Consider the following 17,412-nt stretch of genomic DNA (forward strand, 5'->3'; position numbering starts at 1 on the left):
TGCTCACGGGGCGGCGGCAGCCCGGCGGGGCCGGCGCCTCAGCTCTGCGGGGACGAGGCCCGGCGCGGCAGCTTCCAGTTCGGCCGCGGGAAGTGGCAGGTGTAGCCGTTCGGGTAGCGTTCCAGATAGTCCTGGTGCTCGGGCTCGGCCTCCCAGAAGTCGCCCACGGGCTCCACCTCGGTGACCACCTTGCCCGGCCACAGGCCGCTCGCCTCGACGTCCGCGATGGTGTCGAGGGCGATCCGCTGCTGTTCCTCGTCGGCGTAGTAGATGGCGGACCGGTAGCTGCGCCCGATGTCGTTGCCCTGGCGGTCCCTGGTGGTCGGGTCGTGGATCTGGAAGAAGAACTCCAGGACGTCGCGGTAGCTGGTGGTCATGGGATCGAAGAGGATCTCGATCGCCTCGGCGTGGTCCCCGTGGTTGCGGTACGTGGCGTCGGGCGTGTCGCCGCCGCTGTACCCGACGCGGGTGGACACCACGCCCGGCTGCTTGCGGATCAGGTCCTGCATGCCCCAGAAACAACCGCCCGCCAGCACGGCTCGCTCGGTCTGCGATGTCATCGGTCACTCCCTCACGTTCGAGCCGCTGTCCGGCGCGGTCGTATACGTACGGTTTTCACGTTCATCCAGCTTATTACCACCTGTGAGTAACCCTCGAATGGGCCGGTGCCCCTGGAGCCCGCGCCCGGTCGGCCGGCGGCGGGCCCCCGCGGCCATCACCCGGAGCCCGGCTCTTGACTCGTACGGCGGCACTGGCGATCCTCATGGCGCACGCATTACATAGACATGACAAATCGGTGTGCGCGAGTGCCTGCGGGCGCTGACCCCCTCGTCGGTCGACCGCGCATCCCGCCGACCGAGGGACGTGGGCCGTGGCCATGACCAGCCGCCCGTACGACCGACGCAAAGGCGTCACCGTAGTGTCACTGCTCCTCCTCGTACTGGCCGTCGTGCTCGGCCCCGCCCCGGCCACGGCGGCCGGTAACGAGTGGTGGGTCCCGGGCGCGCGACCGGCGCCGGACTCCGGGATCAACGTCACGGGTGCGCCGTTCACGGGCACCGACGCCAAGGGCGAGGTGCGCGGGTTCGCCGACGCCCACGACCACCTGTTCGCCAACGAGGCCTTCGGCGGGCGCCTCATCTGCGGCAAGGTGTTCTCCGAGGCCGGCATCGCCGACGCCCTCAAGGACTGTCCCGAGCACTACCCCGACGGCTCGCTCGCCGTCTTCGACTTCATCACCAAGGGCGGTGACGGCAGGCACGACCCGGTCGGCTGGCCCACCTTCAAGGACTGGCCCGCACACGACTCGCTGACCCACCAGCAGAACTACTACGCGTGGGTGGAGCGGGCCTGGCGCGGCGGCCAGCGGGTGCTGGTCAACGACCTCGTCACCAACGGGGTCATCTGCTCGGTGTACTTCTTCAAGGACCGCAGCTGCGACGAGATGACGTCCATCCGGCTCCAGGCGAAGATGACGTACGACCTCCAGGCCTACGTCGACAGGATGTACGGCGGCCCGGGCAAGGGCTGGTTCCGGATCGTCACCGACAGCGCGCAGGCCCGGGACGTCATCGAGCAGGGCAAGCTGGCGGTCGTCCTGGGCGTGGAGACCTCCGAGCCCTTCGGCTGCAAGCAGATCCTGGACGTCGCGCAGTGCGACAAGGCGGACATCGACGCCGGCCTGGACGAGCTGTACGCGCTGGGTGTGCGCAGCATGTTCCTGTGCCACAAGTTCGACAACGCGCTGTGCGGCGTCCGCTTCGACTCGGGCAGCCTCGGAACGGCCATCAACGTCGGGCAGTTCCTGTCCACCGGCACCTTCTGGAAGACGGAGAAGTGCACGGGCCCGCAGCACGACAACCCCATCGGCTCGGCCGCGGCGCCCGGGGCCGAGGCGAAACTCCCGGCGGGCGTGAGCGTCCCCTCGTACGACTCCGACGCGCAGTGCAACGTCCGGGGACTCACCGACCTCGGCGAGTACGCCGTGCGGGGCATGATGAAGCGCAAGATGATGCTGGAGATCGACCACATGAGCGTCAAGGCCGTCGGCCGCGCGCTCGACATCCTCGAGTCCGAGTCGTACCCCGGCGTGATCTCCTCGCACAGCTGGATGGACCTGAACTGGACCGGACGGGTCTATGGCCTCGGCGGCTTCATCGCCCAGTACATGAACGGCTCCGAGGGATTCGTCGCCGAGGCGAACCGCACCAAGGCGCTGCGGGACAAGTACGGCGTCGGATACGGCTACGGCACGGACATGAACGGTGTCGGAGGCTGGCCGGGCCCCCGGGGCGCCGACGCGCCCAACAAGGTCACCTATCCTTTCCGCAGTGTCGACGGGGGCTCCCTCATCGACCGGCAGACCACCGGTGAGCGCACCTGGGACCTGAACACCGACGGCGCCGCGCACTACGGCCTCGTCCCGGACTGGATCGAGGACATCAGGCTCGTCGGGGGCCAGAGTGTGGTGAACGACCTCTTCAGGGGCGCCGAATCCTACCTCGACACATGGGGAGCGACCGAGCGGCACCAGGCGGCGGTCAACCTCGCCAAGGGGGCGTCGGCGACGGCCAGTTCGACGGAGTGGTGGAACCCGTTCACCAGCTTCGCGCCGAGCCGCGCCGTCGACGGCACCCGGGACACCCGCTGGGCCAGCGAGTGGAGCGACGACCAGTGGCTGCGGATCGACCTGGGCTCCACCCACCGGGTCGGACAGGTCACGCTCGACTGGGAGCGCGCGTACGGGAAGTCGTACAGCGTCCAGCTCTCGACGGACGGTGCGAACTGGCGGACGGTCTGGTCCACCACCGCGGGTGACGGCGGTCTCGACACCGTCCGCTTCGCCGGCACTCCGGCGCGCTACGTCCGCGTCGCGGGCACGGAACGGGGAACGAAGTGGGGGTACTCGCTGCACGAGGTCGGCGTCCACAGCGGCTGACGACAAGGCCCGGCAGCAGCTGACTGCAAGGGTCGGCGGCAGCTGACGACGAGGCCCGGCGGTGCCGCCGTTCGTACGGGCGGCACCGCCGGGCCATGCTGTCCCCGGTGGACCTACTCGGTCACCTTCAGCAGCTTGTTGGGCGTTCCGCCGCCCGGGTTGGTGATCTTGTCGCTGGTCGCCGCGCCGGTGAGCGCGGTGGCGACCTCAGCGGGCGTGGCGTCCGGGTGCCCGGCCAGGTAGACGGCGGCGGCTCCGGTGACGTGGGGGGTGGCCATGGAGGTGCCGGAGATCGTCTTGGTCGCCTGGTCGCCGTCGTTCCAGTCGGAGGTGATGTCCGAGCCCGGCGCGTACAGGTCCACGGTCTTGCCGAAGTTGGAGAAGTCCGACTGGGCGTCGTCCTTGGTGGAGGACGCGACCGTGATGGCCTCGGGGACGCGGGCGGGCGAACCCTGCCCCGCGTCCACCGACTCGTTCCCGGCGGCGACCGCGAACGTGACGCCCGAGGCGATGGCCTTTCGGACCGCCTCGTCGAGCGCGGGGTCGGCGCCTCCGCCGAGGCTCATGTTGGCCACCGACGGCCCCTGGTGGTTCTTGGTCACCCAGTCGATGCCGGCGACGACCTGCTCCGTGGTTCCGGAGCCGTTGTCGTCGAGGACTCTGACCGCGACGATCTTGGCCTTCTTGGCCACGCCGTGGGCGGCACCGGCGATGGTTCCCGCCACGTGGGTGCCGTGACCGTTGCCGTCGTCGGCCTTGTCGTCCTTGTCGACGGCGTCGAACCCGTAGACGGCGCGGCCCTCGAAGTCCTTGTGGCTGATGCGTACGCCGGTGTCGATGACGTACGCGGTCACCCCCTCCCCGCCCTTGTCCGGGTAGGTGTACTTGCCGTCGCCGGCCGTGTCCTTCTGGTCGATGCGGTCCAGACCCCAGGACGGCGGCTTGTCCTGGGTGGCGTCGATGTGGAACTTCTTGTTCTGGACCACCGTGGCCACCGCGGGGTCGGCGGCCAGGCGCTTGGCCTCCGTCTGGGTGAGGCTGCCGGCGGAGAAGCCGTTGACCGCCGAGCCGAAGGTCCGGCTGATCTCGCCGCCGTACTCCGTGGCCAGCTCCTGCTTCTCGGCCGCGGACGCCTTCTGGTCCAGCAGCACGATGTAGCTGCCGGCCACGGCTCCTTCGGCGTTCAGGCCGTAGACCGTGCCCTCCGCGGGCTGTCCCGCCTGGGCGATGGGGGACACGTAGAGGGCGGTGCCCACGACGGTCGCGGCGGCCGCGACCGCGGTGACGGTCCTGGCCTTGCCTGTGCGTTTGTGATGCGCCGTCAAGAGGGGTCTCCTCGTGCAGTGGGGGGATGTGCGTTCGAACGGCAGCGCTGCGCGTGCTTCGGAGAGTGCCGACTTGTCGCGAGCAGATCAATGCCGTGCTGCGCCCCTACAGCCCCACCAATGGTCAATCTCCACAGGACTCACGCACATTCGAGGCAACCGAAGCGCAAACGTGCAGCCCTGGGCGCTGGTTGAATCGCCAAGGAACAGTCAAGAATTGTCCGTGCCGATTTCTTCACCGGCCGGTCACGTGCGGTGGGCCGAACTGCCGGGCGGGGGACGGTGCTTGGCGGATCACCCCGGCAGGGCGATAGAAGGGCGCGCGGGCGTTCGAGCCACTGGGATACGTTCCCTCCTGTTCGAAGGGGACCGAACTGCACGGCCCGCGCGGACGTGACGGTCGACGGCCGCACGGTCATCGCCGACGTCCCGGTCGGCTACCTCCTCTTCCTGGAGAAGCAGCTCACCGACCTGCACACGTTCGTCCGGAAGCTGCCGGCCCTCGACGCCGCCGAGTCCTGGTCGCACGCCCCTTCCACGGACTGGTGGAAGACGGACCCGGTCCGCACGATCCGCACGAAGAAGGTCCCGCGCAACCACGTCAAGGCGGAGGCGACCGACGTGAGGAGGCCAACGGCGCCGAGGTCACCGACCAGCGGATCGGCGACGCGGTGTTCGGCTATCTGCTCGACTCCCGGGCCCCGCCACGTTCCCCGGCCCCGTCACGCTCCCGGCCCCCACTCTCGACCCCGTCACGCTCCCGGCGCCCACTCCCGCCCCCGTCACGTTCCCGGCCCCGTCACGTTCCCGGCCCCGGCCGTCCGTCACCGGTCGCAGGCCCTCGCCCGGGCGATGAGCAGAGCGACGTCGTCCTCGCCGCCGGGCGGCCGCAGGATCTCCAGCAGGCGGTCGCAGGTGTCTTCCAGGTCGCGGCCACGCGTCTCGGTGAGGGCGTCCAGCAGGGTGCCGAGCCGGGCGTCGATGGACTCGCTCCGCGTCTCGACCAGACCGTCGGTGTAGAGGACCAGCTCGTCGCCGGGGCGGAACGGGATCGTGGTGGCCTGGAAGGGGACCCCGCCGACGCCCAGCGGCGCACCGGTGGGCAGGTCGAGAAGCCGCGCCGGCCGGCCGGCCCGCAGCAGGGCGGGAGGCAGATGGCCGGCCAGGCACAGGCGGCACCGGCCCTGGCGGGGGTCGCAGACGCAGTAGATGCAGGTGGTGATGGTCTGCTCGATCCCTTCGGTCAGGTGGTCCAGGTGGTACAGGACATCGGCCGGGGCGAGATCGATTTCGGCGAACGCTCGGGTCGCGGTGCGGAGTTGGCCCATGGCGGCGGCGGCGTTGATGCCGCTGCCCATGACGTCCCCGACCACCAGGGCGGTCTTGTCCCCCCGCAGCGGTATGGCGTCGTACCAGTCACCGCCGATCTCGCTGGTGGCGCCGGCGGGCTGGTAGCGGCAGGCGACCTCCAGGCCCGGCAGATGTGAGGGGAGTTCGGGAAGCAGGCTGCGCTGGAGGGTGAGGGCCGCGTGGCGCTGGGTCTGGTACCCGCGGGCGTTGTCGATGCAGACCGCGGCCCGGGCGGCCAGCTCGGAGGCGAGCAGCACGTCGTCGTCGTCGAAGGGCGCGGGATTGCGGGTGCGCACGAGGTCGAGGGCGCCCAGGACTTCGCCTCGTGCCATCAGCGGCACCGCCAGGTACGAGTGCACTCCGGCGGCCTCCAGGAGGGAGGCGGCCTCGCCGTGGCGGGCGATGCGCTCCAGGTCCCGGCGCGTGGTGTGCGGCACCAGCACCGGTTCGCGGGTACGCACGCACCGGGTGATCAGCCGGTCGCTCTCGTAGGTGGCGAGTCCCCCCGGCGGGTCGGCCGCGTCGGCGGCCTGCGTGGAGTGGGCCGCGCTGACGGCGAGGGCGCGGAAGCGGGCCGGACCCTCGGGCGAGGCGGTCCGGCCGCGCAGAACGCTGTCGAGCAGGTCCACCGCGGCCACGTCGGCCACGACCGGTACGACGAGGTCGGCCAGCTCACGCGCCGTGGTCTCCAGGTCGAGGGTGGTCCCCACACAGGCGGAGGCGCTCGCGATCAGCGCCAGCCGTTGCCGGGCCTGTGCCGCCTCGGCGGCGGCCCGATGGCGCTCGGTGACGTCGATGACGGAGTAGGCCAGGCCCAGCACGCGTCCGCCGGAGTCCTCCAGCCGGTAGTACGAGACGGACCAGGCGTGTTCGTGGTCCGGGTCGACGGGGGGCCGGCAGACGATGTCCCGGTCCACGACCGACTCGCCCGTCTCCAGGACATGGCGCAGACGCGCTTCGGGGTCCGTGTTCAGATAGGTGAGGACCTCGCCGGCCGACCGGCCGAGCCGCTCGGCGGCGGACTGGCCGGTGATGCGTTCCAGAGCCGGGTTGACGGCCACGTACCGCAGGTCCGGGTCCAGGATGGCCAGCCCGACCGGGGACTGGGAGACCAGACGCACGGCCAGCGCGGCGTCCCGCTCGACCCGCTCCACGGCGGCCTGGTCCGCGGCGAGGCCCAGGGCGTAGGTGTCACCGAGGTCGTCGAGCAGTCGCATGTTGCGGAACTCCACCAGGCGGGTGCTGCCGTTCTTGTGCCGGATCGGCAGGGCCCCGGCCCAGTCGGTGCCGGTTTCCATGACCTCGGCGAACAGCTTGATCACCGCGTCCCGGTGCTCCTCGTGGACCGTCAGGTCGGCCGCGTACCGGCCGAGCGCCTCCGCCGCGGTGTAGCCGAACAGTTCCTCGGCCTTCGAGCTCCAGAAGACCACCTGGCCGTCCGCGTTCAGTACCACCGCGGCGACGCTGAGCAGATCGAGCAGGCCACTGGGCGGTGCGGCGGGGCCGGTCAGCGACCGGCCGTCGACTCCCCGGGAGAAATCCGTGGTGCCCATGCCCTCATCTTCCCTCCCGCCCGGTGCCATGGCTCGTGCACCGCCGGCGGCATTTCCCCGTCCATGGTCGTCCCGGACCGGTGCGGCGCACATCCACGGTCTCATCGCCGCCGTCCCCGGCTCCCCGGGCCCGGGGGCGCGGGCTGTGCGAGGCTGGAGCCGATCACGAGTGCCTCGCTCCGGCCCGTCGCGGCCGGAGAACGGTGGGTGGTGGACATGACTTCGAGGTCCGCCGGTGCTCCCGGCCCCGGACCGGCCGCGGCCGGCAACGGGCCCGCCGTCTCCCGCCGGGATTTCGACGCGCTCTTCGCGTCGCTCCGCACCTGGGGCCGCTGGGACCCGGCCGACCGCGGTGCCTGGAACCGGGTGACCGCGGACCATGTGCGGCGGGCCACGGCCGCGGTGCGCTCCGGGGTGGTCGTCCCGTTGGCGCTGCCCTGGAACACGCGGCCCGGACCCGACAACCGCAGACCCGCCCTGCACCACATGACCGATCTCGGTGACGTGGAGAGCCCGGAACCCTCCACCCACAAGGACTTCATCGCCGCCGACTACCACGGCAAGGGGGTCACGCATCTCGACGCCCTGAGCCACATCGCCTACCGGGGACGGCTCTACGACGGCCGGACGGCCGGCGATGTCGTCGGTGCCGCGGGTGCCCGCTTCGGAGCGGTGTCGGCGCTCGGGCCCCTCGTCGCCCGGGGCGTCCTCCTCGACCTGCCCGCCGTCCTCTCGGTCCGCTGGCTGGAGCCGGGGCGAGCCGTGCACGCGGAGGACGTCACGGCCGCGGAGCGGGCGCTCGGCGTGACCATCGGCGAGGGCGACGCGGTGCTTCTGCGGTCCGGGCACGTCCGCCGCCGCACGGAGCTGGGGGCCTGGGATCCCGACACGGCGAGCGCGGGCCTCCACGTGGACGCCGTACCGCTGCTGGCCGAGCGCGGCGTCGCACTGCTCGGAGGCGACGGCGACAGCGACGTCCGGCCCTCCCCCGTGGAGGGTGTGCACTCGCCGGTCCACGCCCTCGCCGTGGCCGCGATGGGGGTACCGCTGCTGGACAACCTCGACCTGGAAGCCCTCTCCGCGGCGACCGCGGAGGCCGGACGGTACGAGTTCCTGCTGGTCGTGGCGCCGCTGAACGTGCCGGGCGGGACGGGTTCGCCCGTCAACCCGGTGGCGGTCCTCTGACCGCCGGCCCTGGACGGTCATGCACACGAAGAACATATTCCGTCGCGAACTATCACCCTGATGTCCGTATTCTCATTTATGTCAGACTGTTTCCAGAAAGCGGACTATCGCGAGTGAGGCGCAGCGTGGTTCGGTTCGGCGGGGCATCGACGCGGACGGGGCGTGCGGAGGGCGGCACGGAACCCGTCCGCTCGCGCGAGCGTTTTCTGGAGGGCGGGCCGGTCGAGGCGGGCGTACGCACACCCATCTCCAGTTCGTGGGAACGCTGCCGCTCCCTCGGACTGTCGCCGGACGGGAGCGACCTCCCCTTCCGGGAGGACTTCGACACGGAAGCACGGATCATCCGCGCGGCCCTCCCGGTGCTCGACCGGCTCCAGTACAGGTTCGCCGGCAGTCAGATGAACATCTGTGTCGCCGACGCGAGCGGCACGGTCCTGCTGCGCCGCTTCGGAGAGCCGTCCCTGGCCAGAAGCCTCCCGCCGATCCAGCGCGTGCCGGGCTTCGTGTTCGCCGAGCAGTTCGCCGGGACGAACGGCATCGGTCTCGCGCTGGCGGAGCGGCAGCTCATCCGGGTCTACGGTGCCGAGCACTTCGCCGAGCGCGCCCAGCAAAGCGCCTGCCGCGCGCTCCCGGTCCGCGACCCGCTCAGCGGCCGCATCGAGGGCGTCCTGTGCTTCGGTTACCCCCGCACCTTCGACGACCCCGCGCTGGCAACGGTGATACGCAAGGCGGCGCGAGCCATCGAACGGCGGCTGCTCCGGCACAGCTCCGCACGTGAGCGCGCGCTGCTGCGGGAGTACCTGGACACCGAAGCGGAAGCCGCCGTAGGCCGTCACCACACCGTCGGACTGGACGAACTGGCCCTCGGACAGCACTCCCGGGACCGTGCGGTCCTCGTGGAGAAGGCGACCGAACTGATCTCCCGCGCGCAGCGGGCCGCCGTTCACGTCCCGCTGTCCGACGGCCGGCGCGTCACGCTGCTGTGCCGCCCGATGACCGGTGCCGGCGGTGTCGAGGGCCTGGCCATCGAGGCCGTTCTGCCCGGCCCCCCACCACGGCATCCCCTCCTCGTCCCACGGCAGACCGACGAGTCGCCCCTCTTCCCCGCCGAACCCGCCGCCTCCCGCGCCGCCCCGCCGTCGGGGGCCGTCGCCGTCACCGCATCCGGCCGGGCCGCCACCGGAGGCAGCGGGGTCACCTGCCTCGGGGCGGAGGACGGCCACCCCGCCTTCGCACCCCCGTCGAGAGGGCTGCTGCTCGTGGGGGAGCCGGAGGTGGCACGGCACGCCCTCGCCGCGCGACGCCGCCTGGAGCTGCTGTCCGAGGCCAGTACGCGCATAGGCACCACCCTGGACGTGCGCCGCACCGCCCTGGAACTGGCCGAGACGGCGGTGCCCCAACTCGCCGACTACGTCACGATCGACCTGCCGGAGGCGGTACTGCGCGGCGCGGAGTCCGCCGACCCGCACGGCGACCTGCGCCGCGCCGTGGTCCACGGCATCCGCGACGACTGCCCCTTCCACCCGGTCGGCAAGCAGGTCGACTACGGCCCGACCACGCCGCAGCTGCGCTGTCTGACCCGCGGAGAGCCGGTGCTGGAACCGGACCTGAAGGCCGCCGCCGGCTGGCTCGCGCACGACCCCGAGCACACCCGGGAGCTGCTCACCCGCGTCCACTCCCTCATCGCGGTCCCGCTCGTGGCACGCGGTGTCGTGCTGGGCGTGGCCGCCTTCTACCGCGGGCGCGACCCCGCCCCCTTCGGCGACGACGACCGTTCACTGGCCCAGGAACTCGCCTCCCGCGCGGCGCTGTCCATCGACAACGCCCGGCGCTACACACGGGAGCGCACCATGGTCCTGGCCCTTCAGCGCAGCCTGCTCCCGCACGGGCTGCCCGAGCAGGACGCCGTCGAGGTCGCCCATTGCTACCTGCCCGCCGAGTCCGACGTGGGCGGTGACTGGTACGACGTCATCCCCCTCTCCGGCACCCGTGTCGGCCTCATGGTCGGGGACGTCGTCGGTCACGGCATGCTCTCCGCAGCCACCATGGGCCGGCTGCGCACCGCCGCGCGCAGCTTCGCCGAACTCGACTTCCCCCCGGACGAAGTCCTCATCCACCTCGACAACCTGGTGGGACGCCTGGACCGGGAGGACCCGGCCGCCGACGAGGCGGACATCATCGGCGCGACCTGCCTGTACGCCGTCTACGACCCGACCACGCAACGCTGCACCATGGCCCGTGCCGGGCACCCGCCGCCCGCCGTGGTCCGCCCCGACGGCACGGTGTCCTTCCCGGAGCTGCCCGCCGGGCCTCCCCTGGGCCTGGGGGGCCTGCCCTTCGAAGCGGTCGAGACCGACCTCCCCGAGGGCAGCCAGCTGGTTCTCTACACCGACGGGCTCATCGAGGACCGGCACCGCGACGTCGACGACGTCCTCGACCAGTTGCGCGAGGCCCTCGCCCACCCGGAGCACACGCCCGAGGAGGCCTGCCAGGTGGTCCTGCACAGCGTGGCGCCCGCCCACCCGCACGACGACATCGCCCTGCTGGTCGCCCGCACCCACGCCCTGGACCCCGACCGCATCGCCGCCTGGGACCTGCGGCCCGACCCGGCCGTGGTGGCCGACGTCCGCGCCCTTGCCATGCGTCAGCTGGCCGACTGGGGACTCGACGAAGCCGCGTTCGCCGCCGAGCTGATCCTCAGTGAGCTGGTCACCAACGCCATCCGCCACGGTTCCGGACCCGTCCGCGTACGGCTGCTCCACGACCGCGCCCTGATCTGCGAGGTCTCCGACACCAGCAACACCGCCCCGCACCTGCGCCGGGCGGCCAGCACCGACGAGGGCGGCCGGGGCCTGTTCCTCGTCGCCCAGCTGGCACAGAGCTGGGGTACGCGCTACCTGCCGCAGGGCAAGGTCATCTGGGCGGAGTGCGGCCTCGACGGACTCTGAGGCCGGGACACCGCTGACCCGTTGGTGCCACAAATGTGCTGAATACCCGAATCGCCATGGATCGTCCCACTAGGATCGAGGGCGACAGTCGGGAAGAACTCGCCAGGCCGACCTCCGGAGATGTCCGTGCACGACCCTCCCGACGCCCCCGCGGAACCCCTGGTCCGCATCCGCGGGCTCACCAAGCGGTTCGGCGGCACCCTCGCGCTGGACGGGGTCGACCTCGACGTCCACGCGGGCAGCGTCCTCGCCCTCCTCGGCCCGAACGGAGCCGGCAAGTCCACCCTCATCAAGGTGCTCGCCGGCGTCCACCGCGCCGACGCGGGACAGGTCACGGTGGACGGGCACCCGCTCGGCAGCCATGCCGCCGCGCGCGCCATGGCCTTCATCCACCAGGATCTCGGCCTCGTGGACTGGATGACGGTCGCCGAGAACATCGCCCTGGGCATCGGGTACCACCGCCGCGCCGGGCTGATCTCCTGGCGGCGCACCCGGGAGCGCTGCGCCGCCGCCCTGGGGACCGTCGCCGGACACCTCGACCCCGCCGCGCCGGTCGCCGGCCTCACGCCCGCCGAACGCTCGCTGGTCGCCATCGCCCGGGCCCTGGCCTCCCGGGCGGGTCTCATCGTCCTCGACGAGCCGACCGCCCGCCTGCCCGCCGCGGACCGCGCTCGGCTCTTCCACGTCCTGCACGCCCTGCGCGAGCGGGGTCACGGCCTCCTCTACGTCAGCCACCGGCTGGACGAGGTGTACGAGGTCGCCGACGCCTTCGCCGTCCTGCGCGACGGCCGCCTCGTCAGCCACGGCACCCTGGCGGACCACAGCCCCGGCCGCCTGGTGCATGACATCGTCGGCGCGGAACCGGCCCGCCACCGGCTCGCCACCTCCCCCGCCGACGACGACCCGGCCGTCCTGACCCTCGACGGCGTACGGACCGCCGGCGCGGGCCCGGTCGGCCTGGAGATCAGGGCCGGGGAGGTCCTGGGCCTGGTGGGCCTCTCGGGCGCCGGGCACATGGACCTGGGCCGCGCCCTCGCCGGCACCCGGCCGCTGATCGACGGCCGGGTCCTGCTCGGCGGCCGGCCGTACCGGCCCGGCTCGGTCGCCGACGCGGTCCGCCTCGGGGTCGGCTTCGTGCCCGGCGACAGACAGCGGGAGGGCTGCGCCGCCGAACTGACGGTGCGGGAGAACCTGCTGGCCAACCCGCGTGCCGATGGCCTGCCGGCGCTGCGGTGGATCGCACCCCGCCGCGAACGCGCCGAGGCCGCCGGCCTGATCGAACGGTTCTCGGTGCGCCCCCGTGACAGCGAGGCACCCATCGGCACGCTGTCCGGCGGAAACCAGCAGAAGGTCATGATCGGCCGGTGGCTGCGGGTGGGCCTGCGCCTGCTGATCCTGGAGGAACCGACCGCGAGCGTGGACATCGGGGCCAAGGCCGCCGTGTACCGCCTGCTCGACGAGGCACTGGCCACCGGCCTCGCGGTGCTGCTCGTGTCCACGGACTTCGAGGAGGTCGCGGGCGTGTGCCGGCGCGCCCTGGTGTTCGTCCGCGGGTCCGTGACGGCCGAGCTGAGCGGTCCCGCCCTCACCGTCGCGGGGCTCACCCGGGCGGCCTCGGCCATGCCCCCGTCCAAAACCGCGCCGGAGTCATGACCACCCCGCCGTCCTCCTCCACGTCCCCGTCCCGGCCGCACCGACGGCGGGCCGCCGGACACCTCGTCGGCGCCTACGGCCTGCCGGCCCTCACCGTCGTGCTCTTCCTGGTCTTCTCCCTCGTCCTGCCGCGCACGTTTCCCACCCGGGACACGGTCGACTCGATCCTGTCCACCCAGTCGATCCCCGCGGTCCTCGCGCTCGCCGCCACGGTGCCCATCGTGACCGGCGCCTTCGACCTCTCCCTCGGCTACGGCCTCGGCCTGGCGCACGTCATGGTGCTGCAACTCGTCGTCAACGAGGGGTGGCCGTGGCCGTGGGCCTGCCTCGCGGTGATCGCCGGCGGGGCGGTGGTGGGCGTCCTCAACGGTGTCGTCGTCGAGTTCGGCCGGATCGACTCGTTCATCGCCACCCTCGGGACCGGCAGCATGATGTACGCCGTGACCGGCTGGGTCACCGGCGGCGGCCGGATCGTCCCCGGCCCCCAGGGGCTCCCCTCCGCCTTCACCGATCTCTACGACTCCCGGTTCCTCGGCCTCCCGGTCCCCGCCTTCTACGTCCTCGTGCTCGCGGTGGCCCTCTGGCTGGTGCTCCAGCGGCTGCCGCTCGGCCGGTACCTCTACGTCGTCGGCTCGAACCCGCGCGCCGCCGAACTGGTCGGCATCCCGATCCGCAGGTACACCGTCTACGCGTTCACCGCATCGGGGCTGATCGTCGGCTTCGCCGGTGTGCTGCTCGCCGCCCAGCAGCAGATCGGCAATCCCAGCGTGGGCCTCGACTACCTGCTGCCCGCGTTCGTCGGCGCCCTGCTCGGCTCCACCGCCATCCAGCCCGGCCGCCCCAACGCCCTGGGCACGCTCGTCGCCGTCGCCGTGCTCGCCGTCGGCCTGACCGGCATCGGCCAGCTCGGCGCCGACTTCTGGACGATCCCCCTGTTCTACGGAGGCACCCTGCTGCTCGCCGTCGGACTGGCCGGCTACTCCGCCCGCCGCCTGCGCACCGGGGCCGACGCGGCCCGGGACGCGCCCGCCCCTCCCGCGCCGCCGCCCCCGGGCAGCGGCGGCACGACGGGCACCGCGCCATGACCCGTGTCACCGGTCCCCCGCCCCCGCACCCCCTCGTCCCGTCACGAGCAGCGGCCGTGCACCGCGGCCGCGAGGCCGTCCACGGCACGGCCGTAGCCCGATCGGCCGCCCTCGCCCTGCTGCTGGCGGCAACCGCCCTCGCGGGCTGTGAACGCGGCTCGTCGCACCCTCCCGAGGTCTCCGCCACGGGACCGAGCGGCTGCCCCGCGGCCCAGGCCGAGGCCCAGGCCGCCGTCACCCGGGCGGAGCGGACCGACGTCCCCTGGAACGGACCGGCCGGCGGTCCCCCGGCGGTGCCGGGCAGGACGATCGTCTACGTCGCGCAGACCATGACCAACCCCGGGGTCGCAGGCGTCGCACAGGGCGTACGGGAGGCCGCGAGGGTCATCGGCTGGAAGGTCCGGGTGATCGACGGCGAGGGCACCCCCGCCGGCATCCAGGCGGCGCTGAGCCAGGCCGTGACCCTCAGGCCCTCGGGCATCGTCATCGGCGGCTTCGACCCCGCCTCCACCTCACAGCAGGTCGCCCGCGCCGCCGCGGCGGGCATCCCGCTCATCGGCTGGCACGCCGTCGCGTCCCCCGGCCCCAGCACGAGCCCCCGGCTCTTCACCAACGTCACCACCGACGTCGGCGACGTCGCCGCGATCAGCGCGCAGTGGGTCATCGCACGCTCCCACGGCGACGCCGGGGTCGTCCTCTTCACCGACGCCTCGATCCCCTTCGCCAAGCACAAGTCCGAACTGATCGACAAGGGGCTGGCCGCCTGTCCGGGCGTGCGGCTGCTGGCGTACGAGAACATTCCGATCCCGGACGCGAGCAGCCGTACCCCCCGGGACGTCTCCGTCCTCCTCGCCCGGTTCGGGAGCCGGTGGACGTACTCCGTGGCGATCAACGACCTGTACTTCGCCGACGCGGCCCCCGCCTTCCGCGCGGCCGGGAAGGCCGGGACCGGCCCGCCGTTCAACATCGGCGCGGGTGACGGCGACCCGTCCGCCTTCCAGCGCGTCAACGGCGGCCAGTACCAGGCGGCCACCGTCCCCGAACCGCTGACACTCCAGGGCTGGCAGATCCTAGACGAGTTCAACCGCGCCTTCTCCGGCCGCCCGGCCAGCGGCTATGTGGCACCGGTCCACATCGCCACGGCCGACAACAGCGAAGGGGCCACGGCCTGGAACCCGTCGGGCTTCCGGAAGGGGTACCGGGAGATCTGGGGCAGGTGACCGACGCGGCCGGCGCGGCGGCCGGCAGGAGCGGCCCGCCCGGACCACCGCTGCGTCGCCGGTGGCCCGGGACTCCTCGGTGGCCCGGGTCTCCTCGGTGCCCCGGGTCTCCTTCGGCGCGCTCCGTCACCATGCCGCAGGTCTCCTTCGCCGCGCTCCGCCGCGGGTGCCTGCCTCAGGTCTCCTTCGGCGCGGCGTTGTGCCACGGAACGAAGGCGTTGGTCAGCCCGGACAGCGACGTGCGCAGCGCGGGGTGGTGCCGCAGCAGGACGGTGACCATGCTGTTGTCGTCGATCCAGGCCATACCGGCCTTGGAGTAGACCTCGGGGGTGTAGTGGGTGGTGAAGAACCGGTCGCTGTTCAGCCGGCGCGACGCCATGAGGATGAAGATGCGGAACGCCGTGTCGCTGAAGGCGAACCCGCGCGGCAGCTTCTCCGCGTACAGCCCGACCATCAGGTCCACCTTCTCGATGTCGCCGTCGTAGAGCCGCTCGATCCGCTCGGCCCACGCCGGGTCGTGCGCCAGCTCCGTGAAGCTCTCGGCGGGCTTGAGCCGCAGCAGCCGCCGGAACTCGTTGTAGCGCGGCACGCCCAGTTCACGGGAGCGCAGGATGTCGGTGGCGGCGAGGTCCTGGAGGTGCCCGTCCGGCCGCTCGAACTCCTGGAGGAACCGGGGGAAATTGTGCAGGGTGACCAGTCCGGGGTGCAGGGTGCCGAAGCTGTAGAGCAGGTCGGCCATCTCCGTCGTCTCCAGGAACTTCAGCGCTCCGGGGCCGGAGATGTCGCGCAGGGTGCAGTGGCGCAGGGTCGTGTCGTCGGCGACCGCACGCAGGTGCCAGTCGTCGCGGATCAGCGGGTGCATGCGGTACACCGCCACGAACTCCTCGGTGAGGGCGTACGGGACGCCGTAGTGGTCCGTCTCGCCGCCGGGGATGCCGCTGACGACCTCGCTGTCGCTGATGCGCCCGAACAGGTTGTGGACGCGCTCGCCCGCGATGCCCCACCAGTTGGCGCGCAGTGCCTTGACGGTGGTGGGATGGCTGATGACGGCCGGTGTCCACTCCACGGTGTGGATCTTCGCGAGGAGCGCGGAGTTGACGAGCCGGGCGCGCTGGAACAGCTCCTCGTCGTTCCAGGACGGGTAGGCGCCGTGCAGGTGGTCGCAGATCGCGTTGTGCTCCCGGGTGAACAGGTCCTGCATCATGGCGAGGCCCAGCCAGAAGCCGGGAACGCGGGTGGGGTCCTGGGAGGCGTCGGCCGGCACGGGTGCCTGCTCGTCGTCCCACAGGTGCAGCCTGCCCAGTGCTCCGGTGCGCAGCTGGTGCTGTTCGGCCTCGTTCTTCCCGTAGATCTGGGAGGCGTCCCACCAGTGGGAGGACACGTTGACGCGGGTGTCGGGCGTACCGGCGGGTGCCTGGGGGTCACGGGTGGGGTCGTCCGGGGTCCGCATGATCCTCATGGGGGGTTCGGGCCACGGGTCGTCGTCCAGCAGGGGAACCTCCCAGGGGCGGTCCGCGGGGCTCGTGCCGTGGCTGAACCAGTCACGGATCATGAACTGGAGCCAGGCCGCGACCAGGGAGTTCACGGATTCGGCCGGGACCAGCTCGTCGCGGGTGAGCAGGGCGCGGCTGACCTCGCGCGGACTGGGCGCGGACAGCACGTCCGCGGGTGCGGCAGGGGCGATGGCCTCCAGCGGGATGTTCCGGCCGAAGCGGGTGCCGGCCATGCCCATGCGCGGCTCGCCGAGGTCGTTGTGGCTGCCGTCGGCGGTCCGGTTGACCTGATGGCTCGCGGACGGGGGCGCGGGTTCGGGCTCGTCGACCGCGGGCAGCCGGCCGGTGTCGTGCAGGTTCTCCTGCCGGAGCCGGACCCGCAGCCCGAAGAGCGTCAGCAGGCCCGCCGGCACGGGCAGTCTGTCCCAGCCGATGCGGCGGTCGACGTACTGGGCGGCGCCGGTGATGATCCGCCAGGGGAACGACGTGCGGTATCCGGCCGGGGAGCGCCGTGGGGCGCGTCGGTGCGTGCTCATCGCGATACTCCTTGGGTGGCTCCTGATCGTTGTGCTCAGGGACGGGACGGGGGCGGGGGGCGGGGACGGGGGCGGGGGTTCGGGGACGGGACGGGGGCGGGGACCGGGTGGTTCGGTCGCTGGGGC

General features: G+C 72.3%; 10 protein-coding genes and 1 pseudogene. 7 read left to right on the top strand and 4 right to left on the bottom strand.

Going from position 1 to position 17,412, the window contains the following annotated elements; all coding sequences use genetic code 11:
* Nucleotides 1-38 precede the first annotated feature (38 nt).
* Complete coding sequence (msrA, locus tag JK361_RS18280; RefSeq protein WP_201819135.1) at nucleotides 39-560, bottom strand: peptide-methionine (S)-S-oxide reductase MsrA; 522 nt, start codon at nucleotides 558-560, stop codon at nucleotides 39-41.
* Between the two features lie 317 nt (nucleotides 561-877).
* Between msrA and JK361_RS18285 the strand changes: the two genes are divergently transcribed.
* Complete coding sequence (locus JK361_RS18285; protein WP_201819889.1) at nucleotides 878-2,938, top strand: galactose-binding domain-containing protein; 2,061 nt, start codon at nucleotides 878-880, stop codon at nucleotides 2,936-2,938.
* A 113-nt stretch (nucleotides 2,939-3,051) separates the two neighbouring features.
* Here JK361_RS18285 and JK361_RS18290 read toward each other — a convergent pair whose 3' ends face one another.
* The gene (locus JK361_RS18290) at nucleotides 3,052-4,263 is read right to left on the bottom strand and encodes a S8 family peptidase (RefSeq protein ID WP_201819136.1); all 1,212 of its coding nucleotides are present in this window, start codon (nucleotides 4,261-4,263) and stop codon (nucleotides 3,052-3,054) included.
* Between the two features lie 372 nt (nucleotides 4,264-4,635).
* Here JK361_RS18290 and JK361_RS18295 point away from each other — a divergent pair.
* Nucleotides 4,636-4,949 (top strand): annotated as a pseudogene (locus tag JK361_RS18295) (DUF7873 family protein); the annotation flags it as partial.
* A gap of 138 nt (nucleotides 4,950-5,087) precedes the next feature.
* Here JK361_RS18295 and JK361_RS18300 read toward each other — a convergent pair.
* Entirely contained in the window at nucleotides 5,088-7,166 is a 2,079-nt protein-coding gene (locus tag JK361_RS18300) for a SpoIIE family protein phosphatase (protein WP_201819138.1), read from the bottom strand.
* Nucleotides 7,167-7,382: 216 nt separating this feature from the next.
* Between JK361_RS18300 and JK361_RS18305 the strand changes: the two genes are divergently transcribed.
* The 5 genes from JK361_RS18305 (at nucleotide 7,383) to JK361_RS18325 (ending at nucleotide 15,257) form a co-directional block, all read left to right on the top strand.
* The gene (locus tag JK361_RS18305; RefSeq protein WP_201819144.1) at nucleotides 7,383-8,351 is read left to right on the top strand and encodes a cyclase family protein; all 969 of its coding nucleotides are present in this window, start codon (nucleotides 7,383-7,385) and stop codon (nucleotides 8,349-8,351) included.
* A gap of 125 nt (nucleotides 8,352-8,476) precedes the next feature.
* Complete coding sequence (locus JK361_RS18310; RefSeq protein WP_201819152.1) at nucleotides 8,477-11,299, top strand: SpoIIE family protein phosphatase; 2,823 nt, start codon at nucleotides 8,477-8,479, stop codon at nucleotides 11,297-11,299.
* Between the two features lie 120 nt (nucleotides 11,300-11,419).
* Nucleotides 11,420-12,952: a sugar ABC transporter ATP-binding protein gene (locus JK361_RS18315; RefSeq protein WP_201819154.1), complete on the top strand. Its 1,533-nt coding sequence runs from the start codon at nucleotides 11,420-11,422 to the stop codon at nucleotides 12,950-12,952.
* Nucleotides 12,949-14,037, top strand: a complete 1,089-nt coding sequence (locus JK361_RS18320; RefSeq protein WP_201819156.1) for an ABC transporter permease — start codon at nucleotides 12,949-12,951, stop codon at nucleotides 14,035-14,037. The genes JK361_RS18315 and JK361_RS18320 overlap by 4 nt, the downstream gene beginning before the upstream one ends.
* Complete coding sequence (locus JK361_RS18325) at nucleotides 14,034-15,257, top strand: substrate-binding domain-containing protein (RefSeq protein ID WP_201819158.1); 1,224 nt, start codon at nucleotides 14,034-14,036, stop codon at nucleotides 15,255-15,257. The genes JK361_RS18320 and JK361_RS18325 overlap by 4 nt, the downstream gene beginning before the upstream one ends.
* A gap of 175 nt (nucleotides 15,258-15,432) precedes the next feature.
* On the opposite strand, the gene JK361_RS18330 is transcribed toward JK361_RS18325, so the two are convergent.
* Nucleotides 15,433-17,286 (bottom strand): peroxidase family protein, encoded by a 1,854-nt coding sequence (locus JK361_RS18330; RefSeq protein ID WP_201819160.1) that lies wholly within the window; start codon nucleotides 17,284-17,286, stop codon nucleotides 15,433-15,435.
* Nucleotides 17,287-17,412: the final 126 nt, after the last annotated feature.

Source organism: Streptomyces musisoli (assembly GCF_016741855.1).
GTDB classification, from domain to species: Bacteria; Actinomycetota; Actinomycetes; order Streptomycetales; family Streptomycetaceae; genus Streptomyces; species Streptomyces musisoli.

Coding starts and splice junctions, on each gene's coding strand:
- msrA (WP_201819135.1), bottom strand. CDS start 560: ATGACATCGCAGACCGAGCGAGCCGTGCTGGCGGGCGGTTGTTTCTGG.
- JK361_RS18285 (WP_201819889.1), top strand. CDS start 878: ATGACCAGCCGCCCGTACGACCGACGCAAAGGCGTCACCGTAGTGTCA.
- JK361_RS18300 (WP_201819138.1), bottom strand. CDS start 7,166: ATGGGCACCACGGATTTCTCCCGGGGAGTCGACGGCCGGTCGCTGACC.
- JK361_RS18305 (WP_201819144.1), top strand. CDS start 7,383: ATGACTTCGAGGTCCGCCGGTGCTCCCGGCCCCGGACCGGCCGCGGCC.
- JK361_RS18315 (WP_201819154.1), top strand. CDS start 11,420: ATGTCCGTGCACGACCCTCCCGACGCCCCCGCGGAACCCCTGGTCCGC.
- JK361_RS18320 (WP_201819156.1), top strand. CDS start 12,949: ATGACCACCCCGCCGTCCTCCTCCACGTCCCCGTCCCGGCCGCACCGA.
- JK361_RS18325 (WP_201819158.1), top strand. CDS start 14,034: ATGACCCGTGTCACCGGTCCCCCGCCCCCGCACCCCCTCGTCCCGTCA.
- JK361_RS18330 (WP_201819160.1), bottom strand. CDS start 17,286: ATGAGCACGCACCGACGCGCCCCACGGCGCTCCCCGGCCGGATACCGC.